Origin of the sequence: Pseudoalteromonas luteoviolacea CPMOR-1, from assembly GCF_001625685.1 — a bacterium.
Taxonomy (GTDB): Bacteria; Pseudomonadota; Gammaproteobacteria; order Enterobacterales; family Alteromonadaceae; genus Pseudoalteromonas; species Pseudoalteromonas luteoviolacea_K.
The window spans coordinates 232000-246116 of record NZ_AUYC01000035.1 but is presented as its reverse complement, the minus strand read 5'-3'; the positions used below and the strand labels follow the sequence as shown (position 1 = coordinate 246116).

The 14117-nt window shown below is 39.4% G+C and carries 9 protein-coding genes and 1 pseudogene; 9 read left to right on the top strand and 1 reads right to left on the bottom strand.

Annotated features, from left to right (window positions below):
* Positions 1 to 76: 76 nt before the first annotated feature.
* The 7 genes from N473_RS15695 (at position 77) to N473_RS15655 (ending at position 11027) form a co-directional block, all read left to right on the top strand.
* Positions 77 to 1330 carry a sugar MFS transporter gene (locus N473_RS15695; RefSeq protein ID WP_063368734.1) on the top strand — a complete coding sequence of 418 codons (1254 nt, stop codon included), beginning with the start codon at positions 77 to 79 and terminating at the stop codon, positions 1328 to 1330.
* A complete protein-coding gene (locus tag N473_RS15690; protein ID WP_063368733.1) occupies positions 1327 to 3876 on the top strand; it encodes a glycoside hydrolase family 3 protein in 2550 nt (849 codons plus the stop codon). The genes N473_RS15695 and N473_RS15690 overlap by 4 nt, the downstream gene beginning before the upstream one ends.
* Positions 3877 to 4704: 828 nt before the next feature.
* Complete coding sequence (locus N473_RS15680; protein WP_081221211.1) at positions 4705 to 6330, top strand: methyl-accepting chemotaxis protein; 1626 nt, start codon at positions 4705 to 4707, stop codon at positions 6328 to 6330.
* Between the two features lie 957 nt (positions 6331 to 7287).
* The gene (locus N473_RS15675; protein ID WP_063368731.1) at positions 7288 to 7812 is read left to right on the top strand and encodes a hypothetical protein; all 525 of its coding nucleotides are present in this window, start codon (positions 7288 to 7290) and stop codon (positions 7810 to 7812) included.
* A gap of 161 nt (positions 7813 to 7973) precedes the next feature.
* Positions 7974 to 8798, top strand: coding sequence for an alpha/beta hydrolase family protein (locus N473_RS15670; protein WP_063368730.1), 825 nt, complete (start codon positions 7974 to 7976; stop codon positions 8796 to 8798).
* Positions 8799 to 9389: 591 nt separating this feature from the next.
* Positions 9390 to 9869: a hypothetical protein gene (locus N473_RS15665; protein ID WP_063368729.1), complete on the top strand. Its 480-nt coding sequence runs from the start codon at positions 9390 to 9392 to the stop codon at positions 9867 to 9869.
* Positions 9870 to 10364: 495 nt separating this feature from the next.
* Positions 10365 to 11027, top strand: a complete 663-nt coding sequence (locus tag N473_RS15655) for a hypothetical protein (protein ID WP_063368727.1) — start codon at positions 10365 to 10367, stop codon at positions 11025 to 11027.
* 862 nt (positions 11028 to 11889) lie between these two features.
* Here the strand turns inward: N473_RS15655 and N473_RS15650 are convergent.
* Positions 11890 to 12797, bottom strand: a pseudogene (locus tag N473_RS15650) (IS110 family transposase).
* Positions 12798 to 12881: 84 nt separating this feature from the next.
* On the opposite strand from N473_RS15650, the gene N473_RS15645 reads away from it, so the two are divergent.
* Positions 12882 to 13385 (top strand): hypothetical protein, encoded by a 504-nt coding sequence (locus tag N473_RS15645; protein ID WP_063368726.1) that lies wholly within the window; start codon positions 12882 to 12884, stop codon positions 13383 to 13385.
* 35 nt (positions 13386 to 13420) lie between these two features.
* Entirely contained in the window at positions 13421 to 14032 is a 612-nt protein-coding gene (locus N473_RS15640) for a hypothetical protein (protein ID WP_063368725.1), read from the top strand.
* The last annotated feature ends 85 nt before the right edge of the window (positions 14033 to 14117 follow it).

Here is a 14117-nt window from a genome sequence, read left to right as displayed (position 1 = left end):
TCTCTTAGTTATTTTTAAGTATTGAGCATGCAACAGACATTGTTGCATTGGCTCGATGCTGGTTGGAGTTTTTATTATGGCAACCGAGTTTGCTTCAAAAGCTGCGCAAGTGCAATCGTCCGAATACCCTAAAAACATTGGATTTGCACTTTGTGCGCTCACCAGTTTATTTTTCATGTGGGGGTTTATTACCTGCTTGAACGATATTTTAATTCCCTATCTAAAAGGGGCATTTCAACTTAGTTACACGCAAGCGATGCTTGTGCAATTTTGCTTTTTTGGCGCGTATGTCATTGTATCGATCCCCGCAGGAAACCTCGTCAGTAAAATTGGCTTTCAAAAAGGCATTGTACTTGGCCTGTTCATTGCTGCTTTGGGATGTGTCATGTTTGGACCAGCAGCTGTTATTGGACTGTATGAAGTCTTTTTACTTGCTCTGTTTGTATTGGCGTCAGGGATAACCGTGTTACAAGTGTCTGCGAACCCTTATGTAAGCGCACTGGGTAAACCTGAAACCGCACCATCTAGGTTAACGTTGACACAGGCATTCAACTCACTGGGTACCACTATTGCGCCATTTTTTGGTGCATATTTGCTGTTTTCGGGGCAAGATTCGGTGTCGAGTGGTGCTGAAGCGGTACAAGCACCATACTTATTGCTTGCTGCTATCTTAGGGGTATTAGCACTTGTGTTTTCTGCACTTAAGTTACCAAAATTGGTCGAATCACAGGATGAACGCCCAAAAAGTACCAGGCCGCTGACTGATCATCCACACTTGATTTTAGGCGCTATTGGCATTTTTTTATACGTAGGTGCAGAAGTGTCGATTGGCAGTTTTCTAGTAAGCTTTTTACATCAACCCAGCATTGCAGGCTTAAATGAAGCAGAAGCTGCCAAGCTCATTGCGTACTATTGGGGCGGAGCAATGATCGGGCGCTTTATTGGGGCCGCGGTCATGCAAAAAATCGCGGGTGGAAAGGTACTGGCGTTTAATGCTGTTGTTTCAATGTGCTTGATTGTATTTGCCGTAAATCAAACCGGCGCACTTGCAATGTGGGCGATGCTCGCGGTTGGTTTATTCAACTCTATTATGTTTCCTACGATTTTCAGTTTAGCTATTTCGGGTTTAGGTAAAGATGCGAGCCGTGGCTCAGGTTTATTGTGCTTGGCGATTGTCGGCGGCGCTATCATTCCTATTTTACAAGGGTTGCTTGCTGACAATATCGGGCTTCAGGGTTCATTCTTCTTACCCGCTGCTTGTTATATCTTCATTGCTTATTTTGGACTTTGGGGGTGCCATAAAAAATCGATAAAGGAGATAGCGCAATGAACAACTTAAAACAAACCTCTTTAGTTTGTGTGTGTATGGTGAGTTTGCTCAGTGCGTGCGGACAGTCAAAAAGATTAGAAACAGCAGCTGATAAGGGCAAAGATCCAACTATTTGGCCAAATATTGTGTCTGAAATTGAAAAATCTGAAGAGGTTGAATTACAGATTAAAGCTTTACTTGCTGAGATGACCATTGAACAGAAAGTCGCGCAAATGATCCAACCAGAAATACGCGATATCACGGTTGAAGATATGCGCAAATATGGCTTCGGCTCTTATTTAAATGGCGGCGGGGCTTTTCCAAATGGCGACAAACATGCATCAGTGGCTGATTGGGTGGCATTGGCTGAGTCGATGTATCAAGCGTCTATTGATACTTCTTTGGACGGCTCTTCTATCCCGACGATGTGGGGCACCGATGCGGTTCACGGTCATAACAATGTGATTGGTGCGACTTTATTTCCTCATAATATTGGTCTGGGTGCTGCAAATGATCCTGCATTGATAGAAAAAATCGCTCAAGTTACCGCAAAAGAAGTGCTGGCTACGGGCATTGATTGGATCTTCGCACCCACGGTTGCGACTGTAAGAGACGACAGATGGGGAAGAACATACGAAGGGTATTCAGAAGACCCAGAAATAGTCGGTAACTATGCCTATGCCATTGTTAAAGGGCTTCAAGGTGATGGGCGCTCAAATACCGTATTTCAAGAGCAGCATGTGATCAGCACCGTTAAACATTTTGTTGGTGACGGTGGCACTCTAAAAGGAGATGATCAAGGAAACAACGTTGTTAACGAAGAAACACTATTTAAAGTTCATGCACAAGGCTACGTAGGTGGCTTAAAAGCGGGCTCTCAGTCAGTAATGGCATCCTTTAATAGTTGGCATGGCGACAAGATACATGGCAATAAATACTTGCTGACGACAGTGTTGAAAGACCGAATGGGCTTTGATGGCTTTGTTGTCGGAGATTGGAATGGTCATGGGCAAATCCAAGGGTGTGCTAATGACAATTGTCCACAAGCAATCAATGCGGGATTGGACATGTTTATGGCGCCGACTCAAAGCTGGAAACCATTGTTTTATAATACGGTACGCCAAGTAAAAGACGGCACCATAGCGCTTAGTCGAGTGAATGATGCGGTGAGCCGTATTCTTAGAGTGAAAATACGCGCAGGCCTGTTCAATAAGTCAAGCCCTGCCCAGCGACTGTATGCTGGTGACAGCAAAATAATGGGTAATGATCAACACAGAGCTCTTGCCAGAGAAGCAGTGAGAAAATCTCTGGTGCTGCTCAAGAACAAAGCTGGGATCTTACCTTTGTCTCCCAAACAAAACATGTTAATTGCTGGAGATGGTGCTGACAATATTGGTAAACAGTCAGGTGGGTGGACCATCACTTGGCAGGGAACCAATAATGCTAATGCTGACTTTCCTGGTGGTACATCTATTTATAAAGGTCTTAAACAACAGGTGTTAAAAGCGGGTGGTGAGATTACCCTGAGTCTTGATGGTTCGTACGATAAGGATAATAAGCCTGATGTCGCAATTGTTGTATTTGGAGAGGAGCCTTACGCAGAAGGACAAGGGGATAGACCGCATTTGGCATATCAATACGGAACTAACAAAGACTTGATGTTATTAAAGTCATTGAAAGCGCAAGATATCCCAGTTGTATCACTTTTCATTAGTGGTCGTCCAATGTGGATGAATGCTGAGCTAAACGCCAGCGATGCTTTTGTGGCACTTTGGCTACCAGGCTCTGAAGGCGGAGGGGTTGCTGACGTGCTGCTAAAAGATAAAAATGACAGTATTCAATATGACTTTACAGGTAAACTGTCATTTTCGTGGCCGAATTCACCGACGCAACACGTCAATCGTTTTGATGGACAAAGCCCATTATTTGAATACGGGTTTGGATTGGATTACGAAACAAAGGATATTTTGAAAGACAATTTGAGCGAGTATTTTGATATTAGTGCCAGCGTCAATGAAGTAGAGTTGTTATATGATGGCCAGCCTAAAAAGCCATGGACGCTATATCTCACTGAAAGTTATAAGAGAAAACCGATCCGCTCTAATAGTGAGCAGCTCAATGGCGTAGATTACAGAACGATTGACCGTTTTGTGCAGGAAGACAGCCTGCAATTGTCTTTTAGTGATGCAAAAATAGCGGGTGTTCAATTGCTTAGCAAACATGGTTTCCCTGAAGATCTCAGCGCATATGTTAACTCGAGTGCGTACTTAACATTTGATATGTCTTTAAAATCAGGCTCAATTTCAAAAGCCTATATAGGGATGAATTGTCAGGAAGAGATCAAATGCCGCTCACAAGTTAAAATACCAGCTGAAAAATTGAGCGCGCTCACAAATGGTTGGCAGCAGGTAGCCGTGCCTTTGACTTGCTTTGCAAGCCTTGGGGCTAAGTTATCTCAGACAATGTCTCCATTTAAATTATCACTTGTTGGCAATGCTGAAGTAGGGTTGAGCAAAATAGCGCTTAGGGCATCAACATCCGAAGCTTTAATCGTTGAATGTAACTAGGATGTGCTTTACGAAGGCCCGCAAATAGCGGGCTTTATTATTTTTAAGTCCAGACATAATTTGTTCGTTTATCAATGTGTTTTAATAACCTCTTTGTTATTTCATTGGCGTAATAGGGTATCAACTTTAAAGGCGTATCTAACAATGGTATTAAGATGAAGATTGAATTTGCAAATGACTGAGTTAAAGAATGAAAGAAATATCAGTTTGGAAGAGGGAACGCATTTTATACCGGTGCGTGATGTTTATGTGATTGAACGCCTATTAAGCTTTGAGTCATAGTGACATTATCATTATGTCGGTGTGTTTTGTAAAAGGATATTTTAGTGATTAAAAAACAAGCATTTGTTTTTTGGAACTTGCCACATACTGCTTTGCTGTTTTTAAGTATTTGGGGAGTGTCACAAACGATATTGGCTTGCTTAATGATAGAGCGTTTTTATGGGTGCTCCTATGACTGTGATTTTTATGTACCGCAAAAAATTGTATTTTTTTTGGCAATTATATGCTTCATCTCTCTTATATTTTCATTCATTTTCGCGTTTTTTTCTGCATTTAAGACTCAGCAGCCCATTGTACATAAAGTACTGTTTTTAAGTTATTTAGCAGTAGTTTGCCAAGTCTATTACATCGCAAGTTTATAATATTGAATGCGTCGCTAAATTCGCTCGTCACACAGTGATCGTTTTCGATTATGTGACAAAGTGGTTTGAACAGTCTTTGTGATTCAATACTTTAGTGGATCAGTCACGTTTTTACATTGTAATTTCACATAGTTAGTCAATACTCAAATATCAAGGTAACTAGGCAAAGCCTAAGGAAAAATTGATGTTGAATAATTTCTCTGTACAAAGCCGTTTATTGTCGTTGTCTGGATTACCCGCAATCCTTTTTGTGATTGCGACAGTGTTTACGCTCACTACGATTTCCCACCTCGTTACGAATATGGACAAGATGTATTCTGGCCGAGTCTTACCACTTAAAGAGATTAAAGTGGTCTCAGACAACTATGCGGTGGTTATTGTTGATACATTTCATAAGTTAAGAGGCAAGCAATTAACACCATCACAAGCGCTTGATAATATTGAAGAGGCCAAATCAATTGCGATTGCTGAGTGGGAAATTTACTTAGGGGGTAAGTTGACCAGTAAAGAGCAATCGATTGTTCAGCAAATTAAGCAGTCTGAGCGAGAAGTTAATCAGCTAATTCAAGAATACCAGCGCTTAATTGCACAAGATAACTTTGATTCTGTACCTTACAATCAATTTGTCAAAGACCTCTACGAGACGTTTGACCCGCTTAGCGAAGGCTACAATGAATTAATGGTTTTGCAGCTTGACGAGGCCAGCAAACTGATTGAAGTGAGCCATGAAGAAGCCGATGCAGCAAGAGTTGGAATGATAGTCGCGTCTGTACTTGTGATTGTGGTGATGTTGAGTGTCAGTTGGTTGATCTATGGCTCTATCCATAAGCCATTGAAAGGCTTGCGACGCACCATTAAAACCATTGCACAAAATGCGGATTTAACGCAGCGGGTAAAAGTGGTTGGCGAAGACGAGCTTAGCGAAATAGGCAACGACTTTAATATGATGGTCGATTGTTTACATAACCTTGTTCAAAGTCTGATTGAAATGATAGGGGAATTGACCTCGACATCTAACAACTTGACATCAATCAGCTCATCGATGGCAAATACGTCTCAAGATCAAGAGCAGCAAACAGCCATGATTGCGACAGCTGTGACGCAAATGAGCGCTGCTATTCAAGAAGTGGCTAACAATGCGCAGTTAACAGCACAAAAAGCTGAAACCTCAGGCACGCTCGCGCAGCAAGGCACAAGTACGATCACACAAAATATCCAGTCGATTGAGCAGTTGGCTGGCTTAGTTGCAGACAATACCGAACAAATTCAAGCTTTAAATACGCAAAGTAACGAAATTAACCAAGTTGTTTTGATGATTCAAGGTGTTGCTGAGCAAACCAATTTATTGGCATTAAATGCCGCAATCGAAGCTGCTCGGGCTGGTGAGTCGGGCAGAGGGTTTGCGGTCGTTGCGGATGAAGTTAGGCAGCTGGCGCATAATACGCAAAAAGCAACTGAGTCAATTAAAGAGATGATCACAAAGTTACAGTCAATGGCGCAAAATGCCGTTACTGCGATGGAAAATGCGCAAACGAGTGCAACTTCGAGCGTTGAAAAAGCGAACGAGTCTGCTAAGTATATGAATGAAATCAATAGCGCGGTGAACGAGATTATCGATATGAATGTGCAAGTATCGACTGCGACTGAAGAGCAAACCTCTGTGATTGCGGAGATAAGTACCAACATTAATGAGTTCAACAATAGCATCATTGAAATTGCTAAAAATGCGCAGCTAAATGCTGAAGTAAGTAGTGCATTGGGTGACTACACCAGTAGCTTAAAAGAAAAAGTCGATTCTTTTAAAGCATAAGTTCATGAGTGTTTGTTGCTTTGCACTTGAGTCAGGAACCATTTGTTCTGTTGGTAATCAATGTTTTCCGGAGCAAGTCCGGAATGACGTAGAGAGAATCAGCGATGTGTTAATAGATGGGGTCATGATGTTGATTCATGGCCAGTTATGCACATGCCCCTGAATTCGTCGTCCTGAACTTGATTCAGGATCCATGTCTTTTGTAACTAATCTATGGCTTCCGGAGCAGTTCCGTATTGACGTGGAGAGAACGTGCGATGGTTTAGTTGAGGCGTCATGATATTGATTTACTATCAGTTATGCACCTCCTCCCGAATCCGTCGTTCTGAACAAGATTCAGGATCCATTTTTTCTGTGACTATTCTATGGTTTCCGGAGCAAGTCCGGAATGACGTAGCAGAGGATCTGCTTTGGGTTAATAAGGGTATTGTTTTTGTTTGGTTAAAATGGTTCATTTCACCTTGCGTGAAAAGAATGTCAGCGCTTCGTGCTGTGTCACTAACCTTTCACACGATATTCACCTTGTGCAAATTGAACGTACACGCTTCTTCGCTCGCAGTCGTTACATTTTGCACGTTGTTACCAAGCAATGAAGCTGGAGGGCGCTAATCTTGAAAGTGAACATAGGAAGCAATCCAGTTGAGATGTGTATCAACGGTTCTGCGTGAATATTGCTTAGTCAACATAAACTAGACGATGTGGTTTAAAATGGTGCACGAGCTCTTATTAAGTTAGCTCTAAAAGGTAACTGTGTTTATATACAGTTCTATTGTGTTTCTTTTACGGTCAAGAAAACGACCCATAATGTCTATAATGATTGAAAAATATATCTGTAGCAACAAGTTAGTTATTGTGATAAAACTGGTACAGTGAGAAAAACGACCCATTGGGTCGATATTAAATTGTTAGGTGCTTTTGGATATTTATGAATACTTCTCACATAAGTAGAACCAGCTTATGAATATTATTTACCAAATTTCACCAGAATTCATTTACTACAAAGCATTTGCTATACCCTTTGGTTTTGCAGTATTTGTCTTGATTTCTATTGCTGCTTTGAAATTACATATTAAGTTAAATGAGCCGATAACAAAATCTGCTATTAGTAGTTATAGGGGAAATATAAAATCGCAACAACGTGAGTTGTTTCCGATTATTTTGGTTATAGCCATAGTTATTTTTGCTCTTTTACTTTATTTTTCTTACCGAAAATCGGTATTAGAGATAGGTCAGTTAGATGAGCTTTATAGTAATTCTGACTCCATAAAAGGAACGTTAAAAAGTTTGCATTCGTATAATAAAGACTGGGATCTCGTAAGATTTGAGGTCGGAGGTATTGTTTTTGATTATAGATTGGATGATAGGGGGATTTTTGATATTGACCTCAACCAAATGGAAATAGACAAAATTGAAGGTAAAGTTGTAGAAATAAGATTCACCGAGGGTTCAAGAATATTAGAAATCCTTCAATTGGAAAAATGAGTAATGAACGTATATGTAGATTTGATAGAAACTATAGAGGCATCTAACAAGGCGCTAAACTAGGGAAAAATTAATAAGCTGGTCGCTTCGCTCGATTTTAGCTTATTCAATTTTGCCTGTTAGCTAAGCGTTATAACCACAATCGATATCAGGAAGTATCATTGAAATTTTTATTATTTTTATCAATTAGTCTTTTTTTCGTAAATACGGTTGAGGCTCAATGTAATAGTTCTTTGAATGACGTAAATGTTCAGGGTGTTTGTACTAAAATAAAAACTTACAAAAGTGAAGAAATCACAAAAGCTCCAGTACTTGTAGTTGCTTTGCATGGTGACTCACCATTTAATAACCCGTCTTATCAATATGAATTTGCAAATCAAATAGCTCTGCATTCTATAAATACTGTAAGCGTGGGTATGCTTCGCCCTGGATATACTGATCATTTAAAACGGACTTCTGATGGTATTAGAGGTGAAACGGTTGGGGATAATTATGATGAATCAAGAATCCATCAAATAGCAAAAGCGATTCAAAAACTGAAGGAATACCACAATTCAGCTAAAGTGATCCTTGCTGGCCATTCAGGAGGTTCTGCCATAACAGCTAAGTTGATTGCTCTATACCCTAGGCTTATTAACCATGCATTTATTGTATCCTGCCCATGTAATATTCCTCGATGGAGAGCGGATATGTATAAAAGTTCTCATTATGAAGGCTTTAAAAAAAGTCTAGCTACTATTTCGCCAATTGAGTTGATTGACAATGTGGCTAATGAAATCGGTATTACATTATTCGTTGGTAAAGATGATAAGGTAACGAGACCGTATCTGAGCAATGAGTATTTTGCTGCACTTAAAAAAGCAGGTAAAAAAGTTGATTACCATGTAATTGATGGCGATCACAGATTGTTTTTGAACCAAACCGTTTTAAATTCGGTAGTGGACGTGGTGAGTGGCTATAACAAGCCAAGTCAGCCAGATTTGTAACATTGTCACGATTTTTTCTTTCCCACTTCGCGGGCAAAAAGCCCGCCAATACTTGTCAACACTGCTTGGGGCGTTATGTGAATTATGGATAGTCGAGCATTTTCAAAATTAATTGCATTCTGAGAAAAAGTACCCTCGGTCACAGGTGCGATAGCGCATGGCTCTGAATAGAAAGAAAGTTGGTGGGTTAAATTCACAATTGATACAACTCATCATTTAGCGTGGAATACAGTCCAAGAGTTAGGACATGTTTTAAATTATTTATCATTAGGTGAGAGGCTTCCAACATCTTTTTACCCAGTTTCGCCACCGCCGTACATGAATGGAGGGCCTGAAGAGTGCTTATCTTGGGTAATAGAGTGTGAAAACATGGACTTTAGGCCAGGGACCTGTGCTTAATGGTTAGAGAGCAGGTTACCACGCCCAGTAGATGGAATTTTAGAATGGGAAATCGAGTAAATTCTCATAATAAGAGCCTAAACCAAAGGACGCAAAACAGCAGGTTTGTGCTCCTTAATTGCTAATTTTTAGCCAACTATTTTTTGCCGTTTATTAGCGGGGTTATATTTTTAACTACAAAAAGGGATGACCATGAAAATCAAAAAACATTTTATAAAACTATTATTGCTGTCAGCATTCTTCAGTTCAGGTATTTATGCAAACGACAGAACTGTTGAGTTTTCTGTGCCTGGAAATCAGTATTGTGATGCGAATCATGTAACTGAGCTATCACTAGTAATATCAAATTTAAGTGATGTTGAAACCACAATAAAACTAGATTTGTATACAATAAATGGTGCTCCTTTGGTTCATGGAGGAACTGCTAATAACGGTATGGAATCTGAGCTTACAACAGGCCAAAAACTAGTATTAAATGGCCGAGCGACTACCACATATCATATTCCATTTGGTAAAGGGAATGTTGCATGTTCCTCTAGGGTTTACCACGGGAAAATTACAGTATCTAGCCTTAATGGTAGAGTCATTGCCTCAGGCTTTATCTCAGGTAGAAACAAGGAACTCTTCAGAAGTTCTGCGCCAATTATAATAAACGGCGGCAATGCATTTTAAAAATCTAACAAGCGCATCAACGCATAGACTTTTAAAGCTTGGCTCGTGCCTGACCAATTTTAGCCAAGCATTATTAGTCCGTTATGCGGACGTTATATGTTAATGAGTGTTTATCTATCTTTATGTTAAATAAATTTTTCAGGAAAGAAAGTAGCCTAATCTCATTCATAATATGTGAAACTGAGAATGACTCCCCTGAGCTAGATAAAGTTACGGGATGGTTTAAAGAAAGAGGCTTCAAACCTAAGGAAAAATCTTGGGATGTAGTAGGGTCTCAGGAGTTAGTCACATATACAGTTTCGAATGGCTGCCAAGAAGCAGACCTACTTTTCGAAACCTATTTTAAAGAATTAGAAATAAACACATAACAAACCGCTTAAACTAAAGCCCAACACGCCAGCTGCCTTGTGATTCGCTTCGCTCATTTTATTTCAAGGCAATATCCGTACTTGTCTGGGTTTAGCGGGGCGTTATGCACCTTATGGGAGTTAAGCTGTGTTTTTCAAGAAAAGTGAAAAATTCAAAGTTTATAAATTCTATATTATTGACGATGACCAGAATAAAATAGATAGACCTAAGTTGATGGACTTCATTCTGTTTTTTTTCGAAAATAATTTACAAATACCATTGGATTTTGATATCGGCGGTCCTTATGGGATAAGAAAAGGCTCATCTTGTGGCATTCAAGCTTTTAGAAATAAACTCGAAAAACATGGGCACGACAAATATTATGCTTTAAGTGGTGTTACTGAAAATGTTGTAGGATTCGAACTCTTATTTAATGCAGTTTACAATGAGCATACGTATAGTGAGTTAATTATTTGGTATAACCCGAAGGATTACGATTTAACTTTTGAAAAGGTAATTCGTGAGTTGATATGTAGTTGTGTCATGAGCTATGCATATGAACTAGAAATCGAAGCTGGGTATGACATTAGCACGGAAACAAAGATTAAAAAGGGAATTCTGGGAGGGCTGTCTGTTAAAGTTTCATATGAGCATTTGGCATGGATGGATGATTATGAAAATGGTGGCTACCGGGATATATTCAAAAATAACTTCATGAATCGCGCCCAACTAGCAAAGGTGCAAGAGATAAACCAAAGTCTTAAAGTGAAAGAAATAAAAGGTAAGTACCTAGTAGAGATCGGAGCATAACAAGTCGTTCAAGTAGGACAAAAAAAGTTGGTTTTTGTTCCTACTTAGGTAAGGCTACATGGACTCAAGCAATAGGTGACTTCGAAAAAAAGAGGATCTGACAGCAGCTCTACATACGGTGTTTATTAGCTTTGCTACGCTATCGCCCTGACCGTGTTATTGTCAATAGCCATTGCTGAGACTCGGTGGGGTTAACCGTTTTGGTGAACCTCGTTTAGTTAATTAAATCACACATAATCAACCTGATAATCTTTGCCTGATTGCAGTTGGGCCCAGACTAACCAAAATAGGATAGGTACAATTTTTTATGGTGAAGAGCCCATTGTCTTGGAATGATAATTCAAAAATTAGTTTGCTCTTTAAAATGTGTCTGTTCATTTTTGTTTTCCGGAGCAAGCCCGAAATCACGAAGAGAGGACATCCTCAAAATCAATTGTGGTCTCATGATATTGATTTCTTATCGGTAATACACCAATCTCCAAATCCGTCGTCCTGAACGTGTTTCAGGATCCATTTGTCTGCGACTATTCTATGGGTTCCGGCTCAAGTCCGGAATGACGACAAGAGAACATCCTCAAAATTAATTGTGGTGTCATGGTGTTGATTTCTTATCAGTAATACACCAATCTCCAAATCCGTCGTCCTGAACTTGCTTCAGGATCCATGTTTAACCTATTGCGACTAGATTGGTGCGTTTAAAGGGTCTGTTGATTACCTTTGGTTAATAATCAAAATAGGACAGGCACAATTTTTTATAGTGAATAGCCCGATATGTCGAAAATTACTTCGCTCTTTAAAATTACTTCGTTCTTTAAAATGTGTCTGCTCATTTTATTTGTCACCCACCTGATTGCCGCAACTCCTAGATTAAACAGACATTTTTCGTAGCAAGGGCTACAACAGCACGTTTACAACCATGTCGTTCAATCAAGCCTTGTAACCACACACTGGTTTTATTTGTTTTTGTTTTACAGTTTGTAATCACAGCGCGAGTACCATGTATAAGTGATGTGCGAATATGCTTTTCACCACGTTTATTGATGCGCCTAAATGGACTTTGCCCCCTGTTTTGTATTGTCGTGGCACTAAACTAATTCATGCAGGAGTTGGCGGCAAGAGTTAAAATGTTTAGCGTCATTAACAGTCACAACAACAGCGGTTGCTGTGACTTCTCCAATACCTGGAATGCTCATTAATAATTTTGCAGTAGGCATTTGTTTTGAAAGCGCATAGAGTTGCTGGTCGTACTTTAATATTTATTGATTAAGGCTTTGTATGCCGAGCCACTCATCGGTCAATAGCTCACGAGCAAGTTGATGTATTACGATACCGAACTTAGCAAGTAAACTGCGTAAGCGATTGATATTGGCAGTACGGTCTTTAATTAATCCTTGTTGAATACGATGTAAACACAGCACAGCTTGTTGCTCTTCACTTTTCATGGAGACAAAACGTGTTTAGGGACGAGCAACAGCTTCACAAATTGCTTCAGCATCATTGGCGTCATTCTATTCATTTTGGAGATAAGGAATGACAAATTTAGAAGCCATTATGTGCACTGTGTTGCGAGTTTAGTAAACGCTCTAGCCCAGTAATGTGCACTTGAGCATGCTTCTATACCAATCAAGCAGGGCGGTAATTTAGTAATTTCAGCTAAGAATTTGTTTCGTTCGATAGTTTATGCGATTTGCACTTGCCATGCTCAACAACCTCATGGATACTAAAAACGTATTTGGCTAAATTGATGCCAACAACTTGAATTAAAGACATATGGACTCTCCTCGTTTTTGCTCGACACTACTATGGCACATTGTGGGGAAGTGGCCGGGAATCCATATCATTTGTTAGGTTTTCATGAGACTCAGCATACTAATTTCACTTCTATTTTTGCTATGTAGTTGTGGTGAAGGGAGTAAAACACCTGAAGGATATATTGAAGAATGTTATGGCGGTAATTTCTCAAGAAATATGATTGGGAAAACTCCAAATTATTCAGCAGTTCTTGATCTGGAAATAGCTAAATGGGAAGATTTACGAATCACCTTAAAAAACTTTGCGGATAAAAATGGGCTTCGTTTCTTTGAGGATATAAGGCAAAACGATTCATTAAATATGTTTAATGTTTCCTTATGTTCAAAAGATGGTTTGTGGATAAATGTAGACAAAAGGATTTGGATAGTTGGTGATTCACCTGAACATATTCCAATGCCCTTAATGATAAGAGTTCAGGTATATAAAAATACCGAAAAATGGGCTTCAATATCCGATAACTTAAATAGTATTATTGCTAAAAATTGGCCCAATTATTTAAGTACAGAACATGGATATAAATCAAGTTATAAAAATTCTCTGTATTGAAAACCTAACACGTTACTAAAAAGGGCGCAAAACGTATGGCTTGTGCTCCTTCATCGCCAGTTTTAACCAACTATTTTTTGCCGTTTATTAGCGGCGTTATATTTAAATCGAACCTTGTTAATTTTATGAAAGTAGAGCTTGTAGCACCGGCAATGGAGAATTTTAGAAATCACTTAGTTTCCGGTTTTGAAACAATTAAGTTAGCATACGAACGATATGCAAAAGAGGCTGAGAACCGACCCAGTGATTTTGCAGTTACGTTTGAGGAGTATTTTCACGATTGGGCTCAATCTAATTGGGAGCTACTTGTTGAACGCGTCATTTGCAATCCGAATGAAAGTTTAGTTATTTACGGAACTGGCAGTGATTATGAAACAGATATACATAGTAGAGTGTTCTTCCATAATGCGATTCCAACACATCAAATCGTATGCGTTGCCAAAATACAAGCTATAGACTGGATAAGTGGGAAAGTAGCAGACCTTTCAAAGTTTGATTTTGAAGGGTTTGTATCTACTTCTGGAGAATGGTTTGATGTTAGTGCACCATTTGATCATGTATTATTGTCTGAAAAAGGTGTTATAAGCAACTATCAGCAAGTCATTGTGTCAAAAGAACAAATTGAATGGCGAGTTAATGAAATATAACAAGTTGCTCAAAACGGATTCCGTAAACTGTGGCGCTTTTTACTTTTATGCTTCGCTGGCAAAATCACTACCGTTTAGCAAAGCG